20 protein-coding genes are annotated in these 22564 nt (G+C 61.0%); 10 read left to right on the top strand and 10 right to left on the bottom strand.

What is annotated here, in order from left to right; all coding sequences use genetic code 11:
• Positions 1 to 81: 81 nt before the first annotated feature.
• Positions 82 to 1299, bottom strand: a complete 1218-nt coding sequence (gene mhpT, locus ACZ9IM_RS17720; RefSeq protein WP_476224581.1) for a 3-(3-hydroxy-phenyl)propionate transporter MhpT — start codon at positions 1297 to 1299, stop codon at positions 82 to 84.
• A gap of 335 nt (positions 1300 to 1634) precedes the next feature.
• On the opposite strand from mhpT, the gene ACZ9IM_RS17725 reads away from it, so the two are divergent.
• A complete protein-coding gene (locus ACZ9IM_RS17725) occupies positions 1635 to 2945 on the top strand; it encodes an OprD family porin (protein ID WP_476224582.1) in 1311 nt (436 codons plus the stop codon).
• 57 nt (positions 2946 to 3002) lie between these two features.
• Here ACZ9IM_RS17725 and ACZ9IM_RS17730 read toward each other — a convergent pair whose 3' ends face one another.
• Positions 3003 to 3491 carry a MarR family winged helix-turn-helix transcriptional regulator gene (locus ACZ9IM_RS17730; RefSeq protein WP_007895817.1) on the bottom strand — a complete coding sequence of 163 codons (489 nt, stop codon included), beginning with the start codon at positions 3489 to 3491 and terminating at the stop codon, positions 3003 to 3005.
• Between the two features lie 212 nt (positions 3492 to 3703).
• On the opposite strand from ACZ9IM_RS17730, the gene ACZ9IM_RS17735 reads away from it, so the two are divergent.
• The 5 genes from ACZ9IM_RS17735 to ACZ9IM_RS17755 all read left to right on the top strand — a co-directional run bounded on the left by ACZ9IM_RS17735 (position 3704) and on the right by ACZ9IM_RS17755 (position 10196).
• A complete protein-coding gene (locus ACZ9IM_RS17735) occupies positions 3704 to 4534 on the top strand; it encodes a p-hydroxycinnamoyl CoA hydratase/lyase (protein ID WP_007895816.1) in 831 nt (276 codons plus the stop codon).
• Between the two features lie 128 nt (positions 4535 to 4662).
• Positions 4663 to 6111 carry an aldehyde dehydrogenase gene (locus ACZ9IM_RS17740; RefSeq protein ID WP_476224583.1) on the top strand — a complete coding sequence of 483 codons (1449 nt, stop codon included), beginning with the start codon at positions 4663 to 4665 and terminating at the stop codon, positions 6109 to 6111.
• A 156-nt stretch (positions 6112 to 6267) separates the two neighbouring features.
• On the top strand, positions 6268 to 8151 hold the full coding sequence (locus ACZ9IM_RS17745) for a feruloyl-CoA synthase (protein ID WP_476224584.1): 1884 nt from the start codon (positions 6268 to 6270) through the stop codon (positions 8149 to 8151).
• Positions 8148 to 9389, top strand: a complete 1242-nt coding sequence (locus ACZ9IM_RS17750) for a thiolase family protein (RefSeq protein ID WP_476224585.1) — start codon at positions 8148 to 8150, stop codon at positions 9387 to 9389. Before ACZ9IM_RS17745 ends, ACZ9IM_RS17750 begins: the two co-directional genes overlap by 4 nt.
• Positions 9390 to 9482: 93 nt before the next feature.
• Positions 9483 to 10196 (top strand): GntR family transcriptional regulator, encoded by a 714-nt coding sequence (locus ACZ9IM_RS17755; RefSeq protein WP_007895809.1) that lies wholly within the window; start codon positions 9483 to 9485, stop codon positions 10194 to 10196.
• A gap of 11 nt (positions 10197 to 10207) precedes the next feature.
• On the opposite strand, the gene ACZ9IM_RS17760 is transcribed toward ACZ9IM_RS17755, so the two are convergent.
• From ACZ9IM_RS17760 to ACZ9IM_RS17790, 7 genes are all read right to left on the bottom strand, one after another.
• On the bottom strand, positions 10208 to 11158 hold the full coding sequence (locus ACZ9IM_RS17760; RefSeq protein ID WP_476224586.1) for a PDR/VanB family oxidoreductase: 951 nt from the start codon (positions 11156 to 11158) through the stop codon (positions 10208 to 10210).
• Positions 11155 to 12201: a Rieske 2Fe-2S domain-containing protein gene (locus ACZ9IM_RS17765; RefSeq protein WP_476224587.1), complete on the bottom strand. Its 1047-nt coding sequence runs from the start codon at positions 12199 to 12201 to the stop codon at positions 11155 to 11157. Before ACZ9IM_RS17765 ends, ACZ9IM_RS17760 begins: the two co-directional genes overlap by 4 nt.
• 197 nt (positions 12202 to 12398) lie before the next feature.
• Positions 12399 to 13622: a DUF3422 domain-containing protein gene (locus ACZ9IM_RS17770; protein ID WP_476224588.1), complete on the bottom strand. Its 1224-nt coding sequence runs from the start codon at positions 13620 to 13622 to the stop codon at positions 12399 to 12401.
• A gap of 322 nt (positions 13623 to 13944) precedes the next feature.
• A complete protein-coding gene (locus tag ACZ9IM_RS17775; protein WP_476224589.1) occupies positions 13945 to 15159 on the bottom strand; it encodes a pyridoxal phosphate-dependent aminotransferase in 1215 nt (404 codons plus the stop codon).
• Complete coding sequence (locus tag ACZ9IM_RS17780; protein ID WP_401170858.1) at positions 15156 to 15794, bottom strand: RraA family protein; 639 nt, start codon at positions 15792 to 15794, stop codon at positions 15156 to 15158. The genes ACZ9IM_RS17775 and ACZ9IM_RS17780 overlap by 4 nt, the downstream gene beginning before the upstream one ends.
• On the bottom strand, positions 15794 to 16456 hold the full coding sequence (locus tag ACZ9IM_RS17785) for an RraA family protein (protein ID WP_476224590.1): 663 nt from the start codon (positions 16454 to 16456) through the stop codon (positions 15794 to 15796). Before ACZ9IM_RS17785 ends, ACZ9IM_RS17780 begins: the two co-directional genes overlap by 1 nt.
• Entirely contained in the window at positions 16456 to 17121 is a 666-nt protein-coding gene (locus ACZ9IM_RS17790; RefSeq protein ID WP_476224591.1) for an RraA family protein, read from the bottom strand. The genes ACZ9IM_RS17785 and ACZ9IM_RS17790 overlap by 1 nt, the downstream gene beginning before the upstream one ends.
• Before the next feature lie 105 nt (positions 17122 to 17226).
• On the opposite strand from ACZ9IM_RS17790, the gene ACZ9IM_RS17795 reads away from it, so the two are divergent.
• From ACZ9IM_RS17795 to ACZ9IM_RS17810, 4 genes are all read left to right on the top strand, one after another.
• On the top strand, positions 17227 to 18120 hold the full coding sequence (locus tag ACZ9IM_RS17795) for a LysR family transcriptional regulator (protein WP_476224592.1): 894 nt from the start codon (positions 17227 to 17229) through the stop codon (positions 18118 to 18120).
• A 243-nt stretch (positions 18121 to 18363) separates the two neighbouring features.
• Entirely contained in the window at positions 18364 to 19182 is an 819-nt protein-coding gene (locus ACZ9IM_RS17800) for an alpha/beta fold hydrolase (protein ID WP_427625355.1), read from the top strand.
• Between the two features lie 175 nt (positions 19183 to 19357).
• On the top strand, positions 19358 to 20245 hold the full coding sequence (locus ACZ9IM_RS17805) for a universal stress protein (RefSeq protein ID WP_476224593.1): 888 nt from the start codon (positions 19358 to 19360) through the stop codon (positions 20243 to 20245).
• Between the two features lie 81 nt (positions 20246 to 20326).
• On the top strand, positions 20327 to 21031 hold the full coding sequence (locus tag ACZ9IM_RS17810) for a phosphoribosyltransferase (RefSeq protein ID WP_476224594.1): 705 nt from the start codon (positions 20327 to 20329) through the stop codon (positions 21029 to 21031).
• 36 nt (positions 21032 to 21067) lie between these two features.
• Here the strand turns inward: ACZ9IM_RS17810 and ACZ9IM_RS17815 are convergent, their stop codons facing one another.
• The gene (locus ACZ9IM_RS17815) at positions 21068 to 22492 is read right to left on the bottom strand and encodes a homospermidine synthase (RefSeq protein WP_476224596.1); all 1425 of its coding nucleotides are present in this window, start codon (positions 22490 to 22492) and stop codon (positions 21068 to 21070) included.
• Positions 22493 to 22564 lie beyond the last annotated feature (72 nt).

Genomic DNA, 22564 nt, shown 5'->3' on the forward strand with positions numbered 1-22564 from the left:
CGAAGGCGGAGTGTCAGACGACATCAATGTTGCCTGTACCGCCGCCTTCGCGAGCAAGCCCGCTCCCACAGGTCTCGCACATCAGGCCTTGGCCTTTTCCATCGATACAGTTAGTGGGACCGAACGGGCAATCACGCTGATGATGGTCAGCGCTGCAATCACCAACCCGGGGGAGGTCGCCAGCAATACGCCGGTGGTGCCGGCCCCGGCCGCCAGTATCTGCCCTGCGGCCAAGGGCCCGGCCACTGACCCCAGGCGCCCGATGGCCACTGCCGCGCCGACGCCGGTGGCACGCACCGAGGTTGGGTACGACGGCGGTGCCAGGGCGTAAAGCACCAGTTGCGCAGCCATCACAAACAACCCTGCGGCAAACCCGGCGATGCCCATCGGGACAATGCCCACCGACAGGCCGACCCCGGCCAGCGCCGCCAGCAACCCGGCGTAGACAAACAGCACCACCTTGATGCCGTTGCAGCGATCCAGCAGCAGTCCGCCGAGCAGGGAGCCGAGGGCGCCGCCGATATTGAACAGCATTTGCACCAGGCCCGCCTGGGGTTTGCTGAAGCCCTGTTCCAGCAGCAGTGATGGCAGCCAGTTGAGCAACATGTACATCACGGTCAGGGTGAAGAAGTAGCTCAGCCACAACGCCAGGGTGACGCGAGCCCGGCCTTCGCCGAACAGTGCCTGGCCGGTTGAAGCGCGCGCCACATTGACAGTCCCTTGCTGCTGGCGAAAGGCGCTGGACTCGGGCAGCAACAGGATCATCAGCGGCACCACCAGCAACGGTGCGAGACCGCCGATGATGAAGGTCGCCTGCCAATGATCGGTGAACAGCATGGCGACCACCGCCGCCAGTGCTCCACCCAACGGCACGCCGGCATACATGATGCTGATGGCGGTACCACGGCGTTGTTCACCCACGGCTTCGGCGCACAGGGCGATCAGGTTGGGCAGGGCGGCGCCCAGGCCCAGGCCGGTCATGAAGCGCGCCAACAGCAGGCTGGAGAAAGTGCTGACGTAGGCAGTGCTGAGCGAGAACACGCCGAACAGCAGCACGGCGCCGATGAGGATTTTCTTGCGACCGATGCGATCGGCAATCCAGCCGCCGAAGAAGGCGCCCGGTAGCAAGCCAATGATGCCGGCACTGAACACCCAGCCCATCATTTTCGGGTCCAGGGCAAAGGTTTGACGCAGGCCCGCGGCGGCAGTGCCGGCAGCTTGCAGGTCGAAGCCTTCAATCAGTGCAACGATAAAACACAGGGCGATGGTCAGCGTCGTACGACGTGATGGGGTGTCCATGGCGAACCTCATTTATTGTTTTTGTGGGTGTGCTGACGGATGAACGCGAGCCCGCTCGCCTCAAGTGACGATAGGCTGGAATTAAGATTAACAAAGATAACTAAAAAATGAACGGTCAAGGATATTCGCTGGAAAATGTCATTAATTCCATTTAAATCAATGTTATGGCGTATTGGCGAAGATGGATCTGAAAAATAGATAATAATATTAATGTTCGTTTATCGGTCATTATGGATTGACGCCGCCCTCAGCTCTTTCCATTCTCTGGCCTGAGATCCCTGGGGCAACCTTGGCGATCCCGTTCAAAAAACAACAACAATAAGTGGACATCGAACATGCCAACGCTCCCTTGGAACGCCCTTGCGGCGACTTCAGCCTTACCTGTTCGCGCACCTTGCCTGGTCCTGTTGGGCTTGAGTGTGATTGCCACCCCGGCGCTGGCCGAAGGCTTTATTGACGACAGCCACGGCACCTTGACCTTGCGCAATTACTACCTGGATCGGGACTACAAGGATGACGGGGCGAAAACCGCGACCAGGGAATGGGCTCAGGGTTTCATCATGAATGTGGAGTCGGGTTTTACCCCGGGGACTGTCGGCTTCGGCCTGGATGCCCGCGGGCTGATGGGGGTGAAGCTGGACTCGTCGCCGGACCGCAGCGGCACCGAGTTGCTGCCGGTGTCCAGCAGCGACAAGCGCGCGGCGGACGAATATTCGCGCCTGGCCATGACTGCCAAGATGCGCTTTGCCCAGACCACGGTGAAGACCGGTGATGTGTCGATCTTCCTGCCGTTCGCTTTCGCCAGCCCGTCGCGGCTGTTGCCGCAGACTTTTCGCGGCACCACCCTAAGCTCAAAGGACATCGACGGGCTGACCCTCAACACCGGCTACATCGATCGCATCAACAAGCGTGATTCCACGGACTACCAGCCGATGAGCATCGCCTCGCCGAACCGGCGTTTCAACGGCGCGGCCACTTCATCGCACATGGCCTATGTCGGTGGCGATTATCAGGTGAACAAGGACCTCAGTCTGCGTGCCTATCACGCCGAAGTGGCGGACCTGTACCAGCAGAACACCCTGGCCTTGCTGCACAATCTGCAGGTGGGCGAGGGCACGCTGACCACCGATCTGCGCAGTTTCTTCAGCGACGAAGATGGCAGCGCCAAGGCTGGCAAGGTGGACAACCGCAACCTGTCGGCGCTGTTCGGCTATCGCTTCGGCGGTCATCGCCTGAGCCTGGGTTATATGCATGCCAGTGGAGATACAGCGACGCCTTATGTGTCGGGCACCGAGTTGATGGGCATGAGTGAGCTGACCATGAGTTCGGACTTCCTCAATGCCAAGGAGCGGACCTGGCAGGCGATGTACGACTATGACTTTGCCGCCGCCGGGGTGCCCGGGCTGAAGAGCCGGCTGCGTTATGTGCGCGGTGACCATATCGAGCTGACGGCGTTGAATGCCGACGACCGTAAGGAGCGAGAATTCCAGATGGAACTCGGGTATGTCATCCAGAGTGGTCCGCTGAAGAACGTCGGGCTGATGGCGCGCAAGTCGATCTATCGCAATGATTTCCCCGCCGGCGCAGCGTTTCGCGATGAAAACCAGACCCGCTTTCTGGTGCTCTACACCGTACCGATCTGGTAAGTCATTTTACCTGCCATGAAGCCGGCCGTTCCTCAGGAACGCGCCGGCGTTGGCGTTTCAGGCCTGGTAGACCTTTTTCAACAACCTGAGCAGCTCTTCGCGTTCCTGGCTGTCGAGGTTGGACGTTGCATCCAGGTCGCTCTCGGCCGCGATCAGTTTCAGCTCCTTGAGCAAGGCCTCGCCGGTCTTGCTGAGAAAAATCCCATAGGAGCGCTTGTCCGGTTTGCAGCGCACCCGCACCGCCAGTGCCCGGCTTTCCAGTTTGTTCAGCAGTGGCACCACTTGCGGTGGCTCGATGGTCAAAGCCTTGGCCAGATCGGCCTGCATCAGCCCGGGATTCTGGTCGATGATCGCCAGGGCCGAGAACTGCGCCGGTCGCAAGTCATGGGCCGAGAGTCGGCCAATGAGGTTCTGGAACAGTTTCAGCTGCGCCCGGCGCATGGCGTAACCGATCAGATCGTCCAGGGCGGAATCCAGCGGCGCCTGGGTTTCGGCGCTGTCGGCAGGGGCCTCGGGGGCGGCGGCAATCTTGGAAGACTTGGCCATTGCAGGGTGAATCCTCAGGCTGGCGGTTAAGAAGACTATCTAGTTTGCCGAGATTGGCCGGGGATAGCCATGACCTCTTTCAGATCTTGGGGCGTTGCGCTTGTTTTTAGGACAAAAAATATTCGGTTAATTTCATTAATAGTTAATTGACATAACTAATATTGCGGTTTAGTTTTTACCCATCGTCAAGCCAAGAACAAGAGAGCAACGCCATGAGCAATTACGAAGGTCGCTGGACAACGGTCAAAGTGGAAATCGAGGAAGGCATTGCCTGGGTCATCCTCAATCGCCCGGAAAAACGCAACGCCATGAGCCCGACATTGAACCGCGAGATGATCGACGTTCTGGAAACCCTGGAGCAGGATCCGGACGCCGGTGTGCTGGTGCTGACCGGTGCGGGCGAAGCCTGGACCGCCGGCATGGACCTCAAGGAATACTTCCGCGAAGTGGACGCTGGCCCGGAAATCCTTCAGGAAAAAATTCGTCGCGAAGCCTCTCAATGGCAATGGAAACTGCTGCGTATGTATGCCAAGCCAACCATCGCCATGGTTAACGGTTGGTGCTTCGGTGGCGGTTTCAGCCCGTTGGTGGCCTGCGACTTGGCGATCTGCGCCGATGAAGCGACCTTCGGCCTGTCGGAAATCAACTGGGGCATCCCGCCAGGCAACCTGGTGAGCAAGGCCATGGCCGACACCGTGGGCCATCGCCAGTCGCTGTACTACATCATGACCGGCAAAACCTTTGGCGGGCAGAAAGCCGCCGAGATGGGCCTGGTCAACGAGAGCGTACCCCTGGCGCAACTGCGTGAAGTGACGATCGAGCTGGCGCGTAACCTGCTGGAGAAAAACCCGGTGGTGCTGCGGGCGGCCAAGCACGGCTTCAAGCGTTGCCGTGAACTGACCTGGGAGCAGAACGAAGATTACCTCTACGCCAAGCTCGATCAGTCGCGCCTGCTGGACACCGAAGGTGGCCGCGAGCAGGGCATGAAGCAGTTCCTCGACGACAAGAGCATCAAGCCCGGTCTGCAGGCTTACAAACGCTGAAACCCGGTATTGAATCAGGGCGAGCTGGCCGGGCGATCGAGCGTCTGCCAGCTGTTCGCCCCGGCGCCCAGGCGCTACTGTGAGCCCCTCGAACGTATTCCCGATAAAGACAATAAAGAGGAATCACCATGCTGGACGTGCCCCTGCTGATCGGCGGCCAGTCGTGCTCCGCCCGAGACGGACGAACCTTCGAACGGCGTAATCCGGTGACCGGCGAAGTCGTGTCGCGGGTTGCCGCCGCCACTCTGGAAGATGCCGATGCTGCGGTCGCCGCGGCCAAAGCGGCATTCCCCGCCTGGGCGGCCCTGGCCCCCAATGAACGACGCACCCGGTTGCTGCGTGCGGCCGAACAGTTGCAGGCCCGCAGCGCGGAGTTCATCGCGGCGGCCGGCGAGACCGGCGCCATGGCCAACTGGTACGGTTTCAATGTGCACCTGGCGTCGAACATGCTGCGTGAAGCGGCATGCATGACCACCCAGATCACCGGCGAAGTCATTCCCTCCGATGTGCCCGGCAGCTTCGCCATGGCCTTGCGGCAACCCTGCGGCGTGGTGCTGGGCATCGCGCCGTGGAACGCTCCGGTGATCCTCGCCACCCGCGCCATCGCCATGCCGTTGGCCTGCGGCAACACCGTGGTGCTCAAGGCGTCGGAACTGAGCCCTGCGGTGCACCGGCTGATCGGCCAGGTGTTGCAGGACGCAGGCCTCGGTGACGGCGTGGTCAACGTCATCAGCAACGCGCCCCAGGATGCCGCGGCGATTGTCGAGCGGTTGATCGCCAACCCGGCGGTGCGTCGGGTCAACTTCACCGGCTCGACTCATGTCGGGCGCATCGTCGGTGAATTGTCGGCGCGTCATCTCAAACCGGCGTTGCTGGAACTGGGAGGCAAGGCGCCGTTCCTGGTGTTGGAGGATGCCGACCTGGATGCAGCGGTGGAGGCTGCAGCCTTTGGCGCCTTCTTTAATCAGGGGCAGATTTGCATGTCCACCGAGCGCCTGATCGTCGATGCCAAAGTGGCCGATGCCTTTGTCGCCAAACTCGCGGCGAAGATCGCCACCTTGCCCGCCGGCAACCCCAACGCCGAAGGTTCGGTGCTCGGTTCACTGGTGGACAGCAGCGCCGGTGAACGCATCAAATTGTTGATCGACGATGCCCTCGACAAGGGAGCAACTTTGGTCACGGGTGGCCAGCTTGCGGGCAGTATTCTGCAGCCGACCTTGCTCGACGGCGTCACCGATGCCATGCGCCTGTACCGTGAAGAGTCCTTCGGCCCGGTGGCGGTGGTGTTGCGCGGCGAGGGCGATGAAGCACTGCTGCGCCTGGCCAACGATTCCGAGTTCGGTCTGTCGGCGGCGATTTTCAGCCGCGACACTGGCCGTGCTCTGGCCCTGGCTCAGCGGGTCGAGTCGGGCATTTGCCATATCAACGGTCCGACCGTGCACGACGAAGCGCAGATGCCCTTCGGCGGGGTGAAGTCCAGCGGCTATGGCAGTTTTGGCGGCAAGGCGTCCATCGAGCATTTCACCCAGTTACGCTGGGTGACCTTGCAGAACGGCCCGCGGCACTACCCGATCTGAGCATCCGCCGCACCGTCGGGCAAGCGAACGCTTGAGAGCAATCGTTGCCCGTGTGCAGGCAGACATAACAATAAAGAGGCTGCAGCCACTGGCTGCCATGCCCCGGTTGAACGCATTTCTGCGAGCCGGTGGCGTGCCTTGATGGAGAGCAAGCACGTGAGTTCCGAATTCAGATCGACACGCCAGATCGAAGCCAACGCACCGCGCTATCGCCAGGTGTCCATCGGCAATCCTGCGGTCGAGGTCAGCGAAGAGCAGGGCATCCTGCATATGCGCTCCCTGGAACCCTTGGCCAAGTTGCCTGCACGTTTGCTGGATCGCCTGGTGCATTGGGCCCATGTGCGCCCGCAACAGACCTTTATCGCTGCTCGCCAGAACGGCGGCGACTGGCGCCGCGTGAGTTACGCCGAGATGCTGACCAGCGTCCGCGCCATTGCCCAACGCCTGCTCAGTTATGGGCTTTCGGCCGAGCGACCGCTGGCGATCCTCTCGGGCAACGACATCGAGCATTTACAGATTGCCTTGGGCGCGATGTATGCCGGGATTCCTTACTGCCCGGTTTCTCCTGCCTATTCGCTGTTGTCCCAGGATTTCGCCAAGCTGCGGCATGTCTGCAATCTGCTGCAACCGGGCCTGGTGTTCGTCAGCGACGCCGCGGCCTATCAGCGGGCGATCAATGCGGTGCTGCCGGCCGAAACGCCGCTGATCACCGTGCGCGGTCAAATTCCTGGCCGCAATCAGGCGAGCTTTACCAGCCTGCTGGAACAACCCGGCAGTGCCGAGGCCGATTGCGCTTTCGCGGCTACCGGGCCGGACAGCATCGCCAAGTTCCTGTTTACCTCAGGCTCCACCAAGTTGCCCAAGGCAGTGATCACCACCCAGCGCATGCTCTGCGCCAACCAGCAGATGCTGTTGCAGACCTTCCCGGTGTTCGGTGAAGAACCTCCGGTGCTGGTGGATTGGCTGCCGTGGAATCACACCTTCGGCGGCAGCCACAACGTCGGGATCGTGCTGTACAACGGCGGCACTTTTTATCTGGACGACGGCAAGCCGACCGTCCAGGGTTTTGCTGAAACACTGCGCAACCTCAAGGAAATATCGCCCACCGCGTACCTCACCGTGCCCAAAGGCTGGGAAGAACTGGTCAACGCGCTGGAGCAGGACGGCGAGTTGCGTGAATGTTTCTTCTCGCGCATGAAACTGTTCTTTTTCGCCGCCGCCGGTTTGTCCCAACGCGTTTGGGATCGCCTGGACCGGGTTGCCGAACTGCATTGTGGCGAACGCATTCGTATGATGGCCGGGCTCGGCATGACTGAGGCGGCACCGTCCTGCACGTTCACCACCGGGCCATTGTCCATGGCCGGCTACATCGGCCTGCCGGCACCCGGTTGCGAAGTGCGGCTGGTGCCGGTGGACGGCAAGCTGGAGGGGCGTTTTCGCGGGCCGCACATCATGCCGGGTTACTGGCGCGCGCCGCAGCAGACCGCCGAAGTGTTCGACGAGCAGGGTTTCTACTGTTCCGGCGACGCATTGAAACTGGCCGACGCCCGCGATCCACAACTGGGGCTGATGTTCGACGGGCGCATCGCCGAGGACTTCAAACTGAGCTCCGGCGTGTTTGTCAGCGTCGGCCCGTTGCGCAATCGCGCGGTGCTCGAAGGTTCGCCCTATGTTCAGGACCTGGTGGTGGCCGCGCCGGACCGTGAGTGCCTGGGGGCACTGGTCTTTCCCCGTCTTTACGAATGCCGACGTCTGGCCGGTTTGAGTGCGCACGCCAGCGATGCCGAAGTCTTGGCCAGCGCGCCGGTGCGAGAGTGGTTCGGCGATTGGCTGCAACGGCTCAACCGCGACGCCACCGGGAATGCCAGCCGCCTGGAATGGATCGCGCTGCTCGACGAACCCGCCTCCATCGACCGCGGTGAAATCACCGACAAGGGCTCGATCAACCAGCGCGCGGTGTTGCAGTGGCGCGCCGACAAGGTCGAGGCGCTGTATCGCGGCGAAGAACCTTCCATCTTGCGTGCCGGACCTCTGCCATGAGTGGAGTGGGGCAGTATTCGAGCTTTGGCGATGTGGCCATTTTCGAAGCGCTGCGCACGCCTTGGGTCGATCTCGGCGGGGCCTTGGCCCAGGTTTCGCCGATCGACCTGGGGATCAAGGTCGGGCGCGAGGTGCTGGCCCGCGCCGCTATCGATCCATCTTTGGTCGATAGCGTATTGGCCGGCTCCATGGCTCAGGCCAGTTTCGATGCTTACCTGCTGCCTCGGCATATCGGCCTTTATAGTGGCGTGCCGCAAGAGACTCCGGCACTGGGTGTGCAGCGCATCTGCGCCACTGGTTTCGAACTCTTGCGGCAGGCCGCCAGGCAGCTGGATGACGGCGTGCAGTTAGCCCTGTGCGTGGCGGCTGAATCCATGTCGCGCAACCCGATTGCCGCCTACACCCACCGAGGTGGTTTCCGGCTCGGTGCGGGCGTGGAATTCAAGGACTTTCTCTGGGAAGCCCTCTACGACCCGGCCCCGGGTGTAGACATGATTACCACCGCCGACAACCTGGCCCGGCGGCACGGCCTGAGCCGCGAAGAGGTGGATCGTTACGCCCTCGACAGCCATCAACTCGCGCTACAGGCCCAGGCCGATGGCTGGTTTGAACCGGAGCTGGTGGCGCTCGGCAATGAGCGCTTTGAACTGGCTGGCTATCAGCCACGCAGTATCCAGTTGCCACGGGGCGTAGACCGCGTGACTCGCGACAGTCATCCGCGACCCACCGATCTGGACGCCTTGGGCCGGTTGCGGGCGGTGCATGCCGGCGGTGTGCAAACGGCCGGCAACAGTTGCGCGGTGGTCGATGGCGCGGCCGCCGCGCTGGTGGGGCGAGCGTCTGCGGCCCGGCGTCCGGCGTTGGCCCATTTGCTGGCCAGTGCCGCGGTGGGCGTGGCACCGGAATTCATGGGGATAGGGCCTGCGCCAGCCATCCAGCTGCTTCTGCAACGCAGCGGTTTGGCCCTTGGTGACATCGGCTTGCTGGAAATCAATGAGGCCCAGGCCGCTCAGGTATTGGCTGTGGCCCAGGCGCTTGAACTGGACGGTGATCGGCTCAACCGGCGGGGCGGCTCGATTGCTTTGGGGCATCCCTTGGCCGCCACGGGTTTGCGCCTGGTGCTGACCCTGGCCAGGCAATTGCGCGAGGGCAATCTGCGCTATGGCATCGCCGCCGCGTGTGTCGGTGGCGGGCAGGGCATGGCTCTGCTGATCGAAAACCCGGCGTTTCAAGGCTGAAGCAGAACCCCGAGGCCTTTGCTGCAGTCAGCCCAATCCTTGCGTCACCGTCTTGCGTTACTATGCAGACCCACCTTTCTGGAAGTTGCCTGGATGAGTAAGCCCGGTCAAACGGTGCTGGTCGCGTTGCGCAAGATGATCGCCTCGGGCGAGCTGGCGGCTGGCGAGCGCTTGATGGAAATTCCCACAGCAGAGTTGTTTGGTGTCTCGCGGATGCCGGTGCGCATGGCGTTCCGCACGCTGGAGCAGGAAGGCTTGCTGGTGCGCTTTGGCGGGCGCGGGTTTCAGGTGCGTTCGGTCAGCCCCGATGACATTGCCGGTGCAGTTGAAGTGCGGGGTGTGCTCGAAGGCCTGGCGGCGCGACAGACCGCCGAGCGCGGGCTATCGGACGAGGCCCGGGCAACCCTTGAACAGTGCCTGATGCAAGGTGATCAGCTGTTCGACAAGGGGTTTGTGACCATCGAGGACCTGGAGGTCTATCACGACCTCAACATGCGTTTTCACGAGGTGATTGTCGAAGGCAGCCATAATCCGGCGATCGCCGACGCACTGGCGCGCAACGACCACTTGCCCTTCGCTTCGGTAACAGCCCTGGCTGTGGACCGTAACGACATGGTCCGGGAATACCGACGCTTCAACTACGCCCACATGCAACACCATTCGGTGTTCGATGCCTTGGTCAACCGCCAGGGCGCGCGTGCCGAAGCGATCATGCGCGAGCACGCCAACGCCACGCTGCGCTACGCCGAGATCTTCGGCTCGGCGACGGCTGAAGAGCGGATGAAGGTCATTCTCCGCTCGGAATAGGCGCGATTCCTTCAGATATCCAGCACCAGCAGCGGCGTTTTCGAGCGCGAGCAGCAAGGGGTGAATTGGTCGTTGCAGGCCTGTTCATCCTCGGTGAGGAACAGGTCACGGTGTTCCGGCACGCCCTCCAGCACCCGAGTCAGGCAGGTGCCACAGATGCCCTGTTCGCAGGAAATGGCGATCTCGATGCCCTGGTTTTGCAGCACCTGCACCACGCTCTTGTCGGCCGGCACCTCGAAGACCTGGCCGCTGCTGGCGACCTTGATCGAGAAACTGCCGTCGGCGCCAGTGTCGACGGGGGTGGCGGCGAAGTACTCGCGATGCAGGCATTGCTCCTGCCAGCCTTTGGCCTTGGCCGTGTCCAGCACATGCTGCATAAAACCGCCGGGGCCACACACATATAAATGCACATCGTTCTGAGGTGTGGCCAGGACCTTGGCCGCGTCCAGCGCGGTGTCGGGTTCCTGATCGAAATGCAGGAACACCCGGTGGGCAAAAGGCGAGTGTTGCAGGCGTTCGACAAAGGCTGCGCGCTCTCGCGAACGGGCGCAGTAGTGCAGTTCGAAATCCGCGCCGCTGTGGGCCAGGCGCTCGGCCATGCACAGGATCGGGGTAATGCCGATACCGCCGGCGAAGAGCAGGCTGCGCCGGGCCTCATGTGCCAATGGAAACAGGTTGCGCGGCTCACTGATAGACAGCCGCGTGCCGGGGTGGATCTGCTCGTGCATGGCCAGTGAACCACCGCGAGAGGTCGGATCCTTGAGCACGCCAATCAGGTAGCGATGGTGTTCTTCGGGGTGGTTGCACAGGGAATATTGCCGGATCAAGCCGCCGGGCAGGTGCACATCGATATGCGCGCCGGCGCTGAAGGTCGGTAGCGGTCGATCATCGACACTGGCCAGCTCGTAGCTGCAGATGTCCTGGGCTTCGTTGTTGCGGGATACCACCAGCACTTCGATCATGCCATTGACTCCTGCGGGGCTCGTTCCTCGGCGATCAGGCGCTCCAGAATACGACGCGACTGCACACCGCCGGCGTCGATATTGAGCTTGAGCAAGTTGCGCTGGGGATGGCTGAGCAGGTTCTGTTGCTGGCGCTCGAGCATCTCCAGGTCCTCGCTGAAAATCTTGCCCTGACCCTCGCGAATGCTCGCGGTCAAGGCTTCATCCTGCGGGTTGAAATTGCGTGCCATGCCCCAGAAGTACCAGATAGAGGTTTCGGTTTGCGGCGTGATGAAGTCGACGACGATGCTCGACGCCTTGAACTGTTGGGGGGCGTGATAACCACCTTTGCCGGCATGGGCTACGCCGACTTCGATCAGCACATGGCTGGGCGGGGTGAAGCGGCAGATCTGCCAGCGGTCCACCGGCACATCGTCGGCCAGATTGTTGCCGCGCAGGGCCATGCGCCAGAAAGGCGGGGCCATGATGTTTTCCATGTGCCGGGCGGTCACCACCTCGTCGCCGTCGACCGTGGTCACCGGCGGTGCTTCGTCGATTTCCTTTTGGCCAATGCTGGACGCGTGAACGTAGGTTTCGTGAGTCAGGTCCATCAGGTTGTCGATCATCAGGCGATAGTCGCACTGGATGTGGAACAGGCCGCCGCCATAGGCCCACTCATCGCTGTCCGCCCATTCCAGATGATGGATCAGCGCCGGGTCGGCCAACGCCTGATCGCCGGGCCAGACCCAGACAAATCCATAACGCTCGACCACGGCGAATGTCTTGTTGCACGGAAAGCCGCGAACCCGTTGCCCGGGCATTTCCACGGTCTTGCCGTCGCAGCCCATCACCAGGCCGTGATAGCCGCATACCAGGTTGCCGTTTTCCACATAGCCCAAAGACAGCGGTGCGCCGCGATGAGGGCAGAAGTCTTCGACAGCCGCCACCTTGCCTTCATGCCCGCGGTAAAAAACCATCTTTTCACCACAGATCTGACGGCCTAGCGGCTTGTCGGCAATTTCATCGGGTGTACAGGCGACGTACCAGGTGTTCTTGGGGTACATGGAGATTCTCCAAGGCTGTTTTTGTTGTTTAGTGGATCCATTAATGTTGATTTATAGGGTGATTGTCAAACTGATTCTGTTTGTTAACGATTTTATGGATCCATTGGCGCAGTTCTAGCCCTCTGCCAAGCCAGCCGGATCCGTAGCGGATCATCCCGGATGTCAGCTTCGAAATCGGTCGATTCTGGTGCCGCGTATCAATGCTCTTTGGCCTTCCTGATCCTGATCAAAATAAACAGCAGGACGCAGAGCGCGAGCGGAGTCATGGCCAGCAGGGCGTCTCTCGCGGAAATGTCCGCACCCATGACGTGCAGTCCCGAGTAGAACAGCTTGAACAGGCTCAACAAATAATAGGTGATGGCGATAATCGACAAGCCTTCGACGGCGCGCTGGATTTTGATTTGAGTATCGGCGCGGGCATTCAGGCTCTTCAGGATTTCCGAGTTCTGCTCTTCCATTTCGACCTGCACACGGGCCTGCAACAAGTCCCCGAGGTTGGCCACGCTTTCGGCCAGTTGCTCCAGGCGTTGTTCGGTGACGGCGCAGTATCTGACCGTGGGTTTGAAGCGCCTTTCGATGAAGATACCCAGTCGCTGGCAATCACCCACATGACTTTCGCGCAGTTCGCCCAGGCGTTCGAAAACCAGCTGTGCATAGGCTTGGGTGGCGCTGAAGCGGTGTCGGGTTTTTGCGTTACTGCTGACCACTTGCGCCGACAGGTTGGCAATATCGGTCAGCAACGCTTTCGCATTTCCGGTATCGGGGCCGGCGTTACGTTCCGAAAGGTTGACCAGGGTCTTGTCGAAGACGTTGAGCTGAGTGCTCAAGGCTTTCGCGGTGATGAGTGAAAGCGAAGCCATCATTCGGTAGGTTTCGATTTCCAGCAGGCGGCGGATCATCCGTCCCAAGCGATAGGCATTCAGGCGTTTGTTCACGAAGAGAAAACGGTTGGTGCCATCCTCGCTCAGGCGAAAATCGCTCCAGACCGTCGCATCGCCACCGCCGATGCAAGAGCCGCTGGGATCCTTGAATCCATAAACGGACAGATCGCCGGAAAAAGACGTATCGGTGCGCACCACAATCTGCACAGCGTTGATCACGTGCTGCATGAAAGGCTCGACCCGGTCCATGAAGGCCCTGGGTGGCGGGCTCCAGCATGGTTCCTGACTGGAGGAGGGCACCACCAGCGTCAGCGTCAGGAACTCTGCGTGCCGTTCCCACTTCAAGGCATGGCCCTCCAACTCGGTGATGCCCTGAGCCGCTTCCGGGTCGACCGGGCCGGGGCAGCAGCGACTCAGCAAAGTGTCGCACTGCCCGTCATTCGCCAGAAACGCCAGATGAAACACATGGGCGGGCTCATCGAAATACAGAGACGGGCGCGCGTGCAACTCGTTGTGCAGGATCAGTCTTTGCGGATGCATGCTGTTTGGGCCATGTTGGAGTTGTTTGTTCTTGGGACTGGATGCCCCATTCTTGAGTCACAAACAAAACCGGCGATCGACCAATGCCAGTCAGCCAACCACGGAACCTGTGGGAGCGGGCAAGCCCGCACATTCGTTCAGTGTCGTTCGGGAGTGTTGCGATCAACGCTGGCTCAATGTGGGAGCGAGCCTGCTCGCGAAGGCGGCGGCACAGTCAACATTGATGTCGCCTGATACACCGCTATCGCGAGCAGGCTCGCTCCCACACTCGTTCAGTGTCGTTCGGGAGTGTTGTGATCAACGCTGGCCCGCTCCCTCAGGTTTAACGCAACGCTGTACAGAACGCCCGAATCGCCTCGCAGGCCTGGCGCAATGAAGCGTCGTCCAGGGCATAGGCAATGCGAATGTAGGGGCCAAGACCAAATGCACTGCCATGCACCACGGCCACATCCGCTTCGTCGAGCAGCGCGTGGGCGACATCTTCGTCGGTGTGCAGCACTCGACCAGCGGGCGAGGTTCGGCCGATCAGCCCTGCACAAGAGGCGAACGCGTAGAACGCGCCCGCCGGGCTCACGCATTCCAGCCCCGGCGTGTCGTTCAGCAGCGCCACCATCAAATCGCGCCGGCCCTGGAAAGCGACACGGCTTTCGCGGATGAAGTCTTTCGGCCCCTCCAGCGCGGCGAGTGCGGCTTGCTGCGAAACCGAGCTCGCGCCCGAGGTCTGCTGGCCCTGCAGTTTTTCCATGGCCTCCAGCAACCAGCGCGGCCCGGTGGCAAAACCGATGCGCCAGCCGGTCATGGCGTAGGCCTTGGAGACACCGTTCATGGTCAGGGTTCGCGGCGCCAGTCGTGGCTCCACCTGGGCCAGGGTGTAGAACGCTTGATCGTCGAAGATCAGGTGTTCATAGATGTCATCGGCCAGAATCAGCACGTGGGGATGATCCAGCAACACAGCCGCCAGGGCTCGAAGTTCCACCTCGCTGTACACCGCACCGGTCGGATTGGACGGTGAGTTGAGAATCAACCAACGGGTCTGCGGGGTGATCGCGGCGGCCAGTGCCGCAGGCGTCAGCTTGAAACCGGTATCGGCGTCGCAGGTGACGATCCGCGCTTCACCGCCGCACAGTTGCACCATCTCCGGGTAACTGACCCAGTACGGAGCCGGCACGATGACTTGGTCGCCCTCGTTGAGGGTGGCGGCCAGGGCGTTGTAGATCACCTGTTTGCCACCGTTGCAAACCAGCGTGTCTTGCCAGCTCACGTTCAGACCATTTTCGCGCCGGAACTTGGCCGCCACCGCTTCTCGCAACGAGCGCACACCGGCCACCTGGGTGTAGCGGGTGTGGCCATGCTCGATGGCGTGAATGGCCGCTTCACGCACATGTTTGGGGGTATCGAAATCGGGCTCGCCGGCACACAGCGAAATGATCTTCGCCCCTTGTGCCCGGCGTTCCGCCACTCGATCCATGATCCGATAAGTCGCCGAGGGCTGTGCGCTGGCCAGGCGCTGGTTGAGGCGCTGAATGTCGATGCTCATGCCCGGGTTCTCCAGTCTGTCAGGTTCATCAGTTCCAGGGTCGAGCGGCCTTCGGTCAGCGCCTGCATCATCTGCGCTTCCTTGTTCGCGCGCGCTTCGCCTTCGGCGAGGGTACGTGCTGCATCGGCCTTGGGGATGATGATCACGCCGTCGTCGTCAGCCACCACCAGGTCGCCCTGTGCCACGAAAGCACCATTGAAATTGAACGGTTGTCCCACTGAGGGGGCGCTGGCCTTGACCGTGCCTTTGACCGAAATGCCACGGGCAAATACCGGGAACTGGCGTTTCTTCAAGGCGGCGATATCGCGTACGCCGCCATCGATTACCAAACCGACCACGCCCGCCGCTTCGGCCGCCACGGTGAGCACCTCGCCCCAGTAACCGGCGATGAAGCCACCCGTGCCCACGACCAGTACGCTGCCACGGGGCACGCGTTCCATCGCCAGATGCAGGGCCAGGTTATCGCCCGGCGAACATTCCAGCGGGTAGGCGGGGGCGGCGATAAAGGCGCCGTCCCAGATCGGGCGGATCGCACTGTCAACCGCGCAGGGCAGATGGGACGCTTCATACAGCGTCGAGGTGCCCAGTACTTTTGCCCGCGCGCGAAAATCCGGGGGGAAGGGGAGCGTGGTCATCAGGCTTTCCTCTGCAGGTTGTGGTAACCCAATGCAGCACGGGCTTCTTTGAGGGTTTTGCCTTGAGCGATCAGGGCGCGAATGTCGGCTTCGACCGATTCGATCTGACGGGCACACGCCGCCACTTCAGCGGCTCGGGCGCGAGGCACGATCACCACGCCGTTGGCATCGGCGACCACGATGTCACGGGAGCAGACCCGTGTCGTGCCGATGGACACCGGCTGGTTGACCGACTGCACTTGCACGCGGTCTTTGCCGGTGCGCATGAAGCGACCTTTGCTGAAGATCGGGTAGCCATCACCCAGCGCCTTGTTCACATCGCGGCACACCCCGTCGATGACCGTGGCGGCGATCTGTCGGATGCCGGCGTACTGGGTCATGATGTCGCCCCAAACGGTGCAGTCGGTACGGCCGCCGTTGTCGATCACCACCACGTCGCCGGGTGCGACGTCTTCGATGAAATCACCCACCGTGCCCGGCGGAACACTGGCCGAGACGTACTGCACGGTGAACGCCGGTCCGACGATGACCTTGGCGTAATTGTCCAGCGGCGCCACGTCGAGGCATTGACCGGGCAGGCCGAGCTTGTCCAGGGCATCGGAGACGCCCGGAGTGTCGAGGCCTTCAAACAAGGCGACCAGGGTTTGATCTTCAAGATTCATCAGACGTGCTCCACGCGGATCGCTTCGAACTGGGTGTCGTGCATCACCTCGGCCACCGAGCGACCGCTGCGCACGGCCTCGACCATGCCGTCCTGACGGCGGGCGATGCGTTCGCCAAGATCGATGACCTTTTCGATATGGGTTTGTGGGACGAATACGGTTCCGCAGGTATCGGCAATGACATAGTCATCCTCGCTGACGTCGACACCGGCCACCTTGATCGTCACCGCGGCATCGATCTGCACCACCCGGTTGCGCGCACTGATCATGGTGACCCCACGGCCATAAACCGGGTAACCAATCGCTTCGCTGCCGTCGATGTCGCGGCTGAAACCGTCGATCACCGTGCCGCGTACGTGCTTGCCGGCCGCCGCGTTGGCGAGGATGTCGCCCCAGCAGGAAATCCCTTCGATACCGCCGGCGATCACCAGCACACGATCGTCGCTGTTGATGTGTTCCACCACCGGGGTAATCAGGTGCACGGTCGGTAGGGTGTCGGATTTGGGCGCCAGCAAGACGGTACTGGCGCGGCCGACGATCTTCGGGCAGTTCCACAGCGGGCGTAGCCCCACGGTGGCGCCCGGCAGGCCGAGGAAGTCGAGCGCATCGGAGACCGTGTTGGTATCCAGCGCCGCCAAGCGATCCAGCAAACTTTTATTGATCATGGGAAAGCCCCAGTGGTGACGGAGGCGCCCAGTGTCGGCGAGGCTATTTGATAGGTATATTACTAATCACAGAAGCATTGCATACGTTAAACCTATGGATTAACCATGATCAATTTCCGCTTGATTCGTCACCTCTGGTTGTTCCTGGCCGTTGCCGAAGAACAGAATTTCGGCCGCGCCGCCAAACGCCTGGGAATGTCCCAGCCACCGTTAAGCGAGCAGATTCAGGTGCTGGAGCAGGCGCTCAAGGTCAAGCTGTTCGACCGCTCGCGGCGGGGAGCGAAACTGACCCCGGTAGGCGCCGCGATCCTGCCGGCGGTGCGCAAGTTCGCCGAGCAACTGGAGCGCCTGGAACTGGCCGTGGAGGAGGCAGTGGCGGGGCAGTCGGGGATGTTGACTGTCGGCGCGATTTCCACGGCGATGTTCGATGTGTTGCCCGGGTTGATCGAGCAGCTGAAGGTCGATTACCCGCACCTCACCGTGTCCGTGCGGGAGATCGACAGCGTCGAAGCCGTGCCTGCGCTGGAAGCCGGGGACATCGACCTGGCCTTCGCCCGTCTGGACGGCGACCTGGGCGCCTCGATCAAGTCGCTGCCACTGACCGAGGATCGCCTGGTCGTGGCTTTGCCCAGCGATCACCCATTGGCTTCGCGCAAGCGCATCAGCCTGTCGAGCCTGGCCACCGAGCCCCTGGTGATGTTTTCCCGAAAGGTCAGCCCGGTGTACTTCGACAATCTGATCGCAACCTGCCGTGCCAGCGGTTTTTCCCCGCGCGTGCTGCATGAAGTGCGCTCCGTCGCGTCGCAAATCGCTTTCGTCAGTTGTGGACAAGGCATCGCCCTGGTGCCGGCGTCGCTGAAAAAACTGGCCCCCGATAATGTGGTGTTGCGACCGCTGAGCCAGCCGCTCAATGTGGTGACGACAGCGGTGGCCTGGAACGCCGATCGGCCCAATCCGCTGGTGGAGGAGGTGGTCGCCCGGCTCCGAAAGAACGTTTGATAGGTTTGACCTATCACGGTATTCCTGAATGAGGAATTTACAGAAGGCCCGATCCCCGCGAAATTGACGGCCTGCTGTGGCGAGGGAGCTTGCTCCCGCTTGAGTGCGCAGCACTCACAAAAAACAGGCAATGTTTGTCAGATTTCCGGGGCCGCTACGCAGCCCGGCGCGAGCAAGCTCGCTCGCCACAGTGAACAGCATTTGCAGCCCGGCGGTCACCTTTTCGCTCAAGGAATCCATCACGTGTCCAAACCTGAAACCTTCACTCAAGCGCACATTCCTCTGACGGTGGAGGGCGTCCGGCTGAACATCGCCACCCTTCACCGCGACGGTGTCCTGGCGCCGATTGTGTTCCTGCATGGGTTTGGCTCGACCAAGGAAGACTACGCCGACATCGTGCAGCAGGCCGCCTTCGCCGGTCATCCTTTCGTCGCGTATGACGCACCGGGTTGCGGGGAAAGCCAGTGCGGCGACCTTTCGCGGATTTCCATCCCTTTTCTGCTGAAGACCGCCTTGCAGATGCTGGAGCATTTCGGTATCGAACGCTTTCATCTGGTCGGCCATTCCATGGGCGGACTGACCGCACTGATGCTGGCTCATCAATGCCCGGATCGGGTGCTCAGCTTCGTCGACATCGAGGGCAACATCGCCCCGGAGGATTGTTTCCTCAGCCGGCAGATCGTCGATTACCCGGCGGACGATCCCGAGGTGTTTTTCGCCGCCTTCATCGAACGCGCCCGACACGCCCCGGCTTATGCCAGCGCGCTTTATTCCGCAAGCTTGCGGCACAAGGTTCGTGCCGGAGCGGTACGCGGGATCTTCGAGTCGATGGTCGATCTTTCCGACAACGCCGACTTGATGGGCAAGTTCCTCGGCCTGCCATGCCCGCGCATGTTCATGTACGGCGAGCAGAACGCTTCATTGTCCTATCTGCCGCATATCCAGGCCCAAGGCGTGCGGCTGGCGTCGATTGCGCAGTGCGGGCATTTCCCCATGTATTCCAATCCGATCGCGATGTGGCAGCAGATTGCCGATTTTCAGGCGAACGGCCATCGCGGATGAGTCTGGCATGAGATGCACAGCAGCGTTGTGAACTATTCTTCTCAAGTGGCCCTTTCAATGCCTCATTCAAGGGAGTTGATATAAATCAACGCTTAAGAGGCTTTAAGGGACGAATCTGGGCCTGATGCTGGATTCTCGAGCCGGCGTCGAGAATCAACCTGTCTGGAGTCTGCCCATGAGCCAGTATCAACGGTTATTACTGATCATCAACCCGCTGCTGCGCCATTCTCCTGCGATAAACCATGGCGCTGCCCTGGCCAAGGCCAGCGGGGCGAGTTTGCACATTGCCGGCCTGATCCCCTCGTTGGATATTCTGTCGCTGCTCGAAGAAGGCGACCGCAAAATGGCTCGGGCGACCTACCTGCAGGAGCACCGCGACTGGCTCGATGAACAAGCGGAAAAGATGCGAGGCCGGGGGATCGAGGTGACAACCGAAGTCGCATGGGCCGACAACATGCGTCAGGACATTCTTGACCACGTCACGCAAATGCAACCCGATCTGTTGATCAAGCAAGTGCAGCATGAACCCGTGCTCAAGCGCGCGTTCTTCACGCCGCTGGATTGGCGTTTGTTGCGCCATTGTCCGGTCCCGGTTTATCTGGTGGGGAGTGAATGCCATGCCTTGCCGCAGAAGGTGGTAGCCGCGGTTGACGTGTCAGACACCGAGCCTTCGAACAGTGAACTCAATGACCGGATCATCTTGCAGGCGTCGGGTCTTGCGCTGCAGTGCAATGCCGAGTTGCATATGCTGTATGCCTGTGACATTTCGGCAGCTTTTCTGGCGGATCTGGGCGGCGATCTGACGCTCTCGGAGCTGACCAAGGAGTTGCGCAACGACCTGGAAAAAGCTTTTCTCAAGCTGGCCGCTCGGTTCGGTGTCCCCCCTGAGTGTCGACATTTCATCATGGGGCAACCTGTCTCGGTACTGAGCGAATTCACCCACGTGCATCAAGTGGATGTGATCGTGATGGGCAGGGCTCAATACCGTGGCCTGGAGCGGCTGCTTGGCAGCACGACGGAACATATCCTGTACCAGGTGCCTTGCAGCATTCTGGCGGTCTAGGGGCGGGCGCCCCAATCGGAATGATGGCCGCCGTCAAACGAACGCCCGTTTTTGGGGATCCCGCCCCAGGGAGGTTTTCAAATGACTAGTCCTTCATTGCAAACCATCTTGCATGACCGGGTTGATGCCGGCCGAGGCCTGGTGGAGCCGTTGCTCAAATACGCTAAAAGAGCCGATGTCATCGTTCTCGCCTTACCCCGTGGCGGCGTTCCGGTGGCCTATGAAGTCGCCACGGCCCTGGAGGTTCGTCTGGAGCTGATGCTGGTGCGCAAGTTGGGAGTACCGACGCACCAGGAGTTCGCCATGGGCGCAATTGCCAGTGGCGGCATACAAATCGTCAACGAGGATGCGCTGCGGGCTAACGGTATTGATCAACGCACGCTCGATGCCGTGGTTGCAAAGGAAACGCAGGAGTTGTTGCGTCGCGAACAGCTATACCGGGCATCACGTGCACCTGTGGCGCTCAAGGATCAGGTGGTGATTCTGATTGATGATGGCCTGGCGACAGGTGCCACGATGATGGCCGCGATACAGGCCGTGCGCCTGCAAGCGCCATCGCGCATCGTCGTTGCCGTGCCGGTGGCACCGGCTGAGACGGCAGAGGCGCTGCGTGATGAAGTGGACGAACTGATTTGCCCGCTCATCCCCGACTGGATGATCTCGATCGGGCATTGGTACACGGATTTTTCGCAGACATCTGACGAAGAGGTCATCGATCTTCTGCACCGGGCCTGGCAACGAGAGTCCGGTTCGGGCGACTCATTTCAGAACGGTTCCGGTATTTGAGCCGTTGCCTGGCGTGGAGCAAACCATGTCAGGCTTTCAAGTGATCCTGACGTTCACGAATTGCCACGGATCGGATTCATCGGTCTGCTCGGGCATCAGTGAGTGACGTCCGGTAAGCGGCGTCCAGTCGGAATAAATGCCTTCTACCTTGCCCAGGTAAGGCATGCATATCTGCAGAATCTCCCTGAAGGGCAATTCATCCGGTTCGACAATACCGCGTTGCGGATTGCGAATAGCCCAGATCACACCAGCCAGCACACCCGCCGTCACTTGCAGGCTGGTGGCGCTGTTATGGGGGCAGAGTGTCCGGGCTTGCTGGATCGATAAGCGCGAGCCATACCAATAGCTGTTGCTGGCATGCCCCATCAGCAGCACGCCGAGTTCGTCGCTGCCGCCGGTGATTTCGTCATCGAGCAGGCGCTGGCCGCTCTGGGGTTTCCAGTTGCGCTCGGCGAGTTCATGCACCGAGAGCAAGGCATCGTCACAGGGCCGATAAGCGTAGTGGACCGTCGGCCGGTAAGTCGGCTGCCTTCCCTGGCCAAGGGTCAGGTAGTCGGCAATCGACAGGGCTTCGTTGTGGGTCACGAGCAGCCCATGGGTTGGCCCCGTCGAGGGCGTCCAGGTTCGAACCTGCGTCGAAGCACCAGGACGTTGCAGATAGATCCCGGCCTGGCACCCGAAGGCGTGGTAATAGCCATCCTCGGGAAGCGCTTTCTCATGGCTGCCCCAACCCAACTCCGCCGGTTGGCTGCCTTCACTGATGAAACCGTCCACGGACCAGGTGTTGACGAACTCATCGGCAATTTTGTGTTGCGATGAATACTGCGAATCGCGTTCGGCAATGTGGATGCAGCGGATATTCAGTCGGCTGGCCAGTTGCGCCCATTCTTCGCGAGTAGCGGGCAGGGGCGTTGTGTCACCCAAATCCTCAGCGAGGTTAACCAGTGCCTGTTTGACCAGGTGGGACGCCAGCCCCGGATTGGCACCGTGGGTCAACATGGCGGTGGACAGACCCTGCGCACTTTCGCCCCGAAGCCGAAGTGCCGCTTCCCTCAATGCATAGTTGGATCTTTCGGACAGGGATTTGTCGGGGTCGGTATAACCGCCTTCCCACGGCTCGATACAGGTGTCCAGATACAACACGCCTTTACGCTGGGCGAACTGAATCAGGGACAGGCTCGAAACCCCCACCGAGAGGTTGAGCAGAAAATCGCCGGCGCTCAACAGAGGGTCCAGCACCGCTTCGTAATTGTTCTGATCCAGTTGCTCGGCTTGGTGGGCGACGCCAAATTCCTGTGCGAGTAAACGTCCATCTTCATCGGGACTGAGGATCAACAGTCGCTGCGGTTCAAGTTCAAGATGGCGCAACAGCAGCGGGAGTACGCCTTTTCCGATACAGCCAGAGCCGATCATCACCAACCTGGCATCAAAGGGCTGAATGACATGCTCAAGATCTGACATCGATAGCCTCCACCGGCTGACCGCGCGCTCGCCGCAAATGACCTGTCGATAACCACGACGCTCTCAAACTAG

The organism is Pseudomonas sp. TE12508 (genome assembly GCF_056279485.1).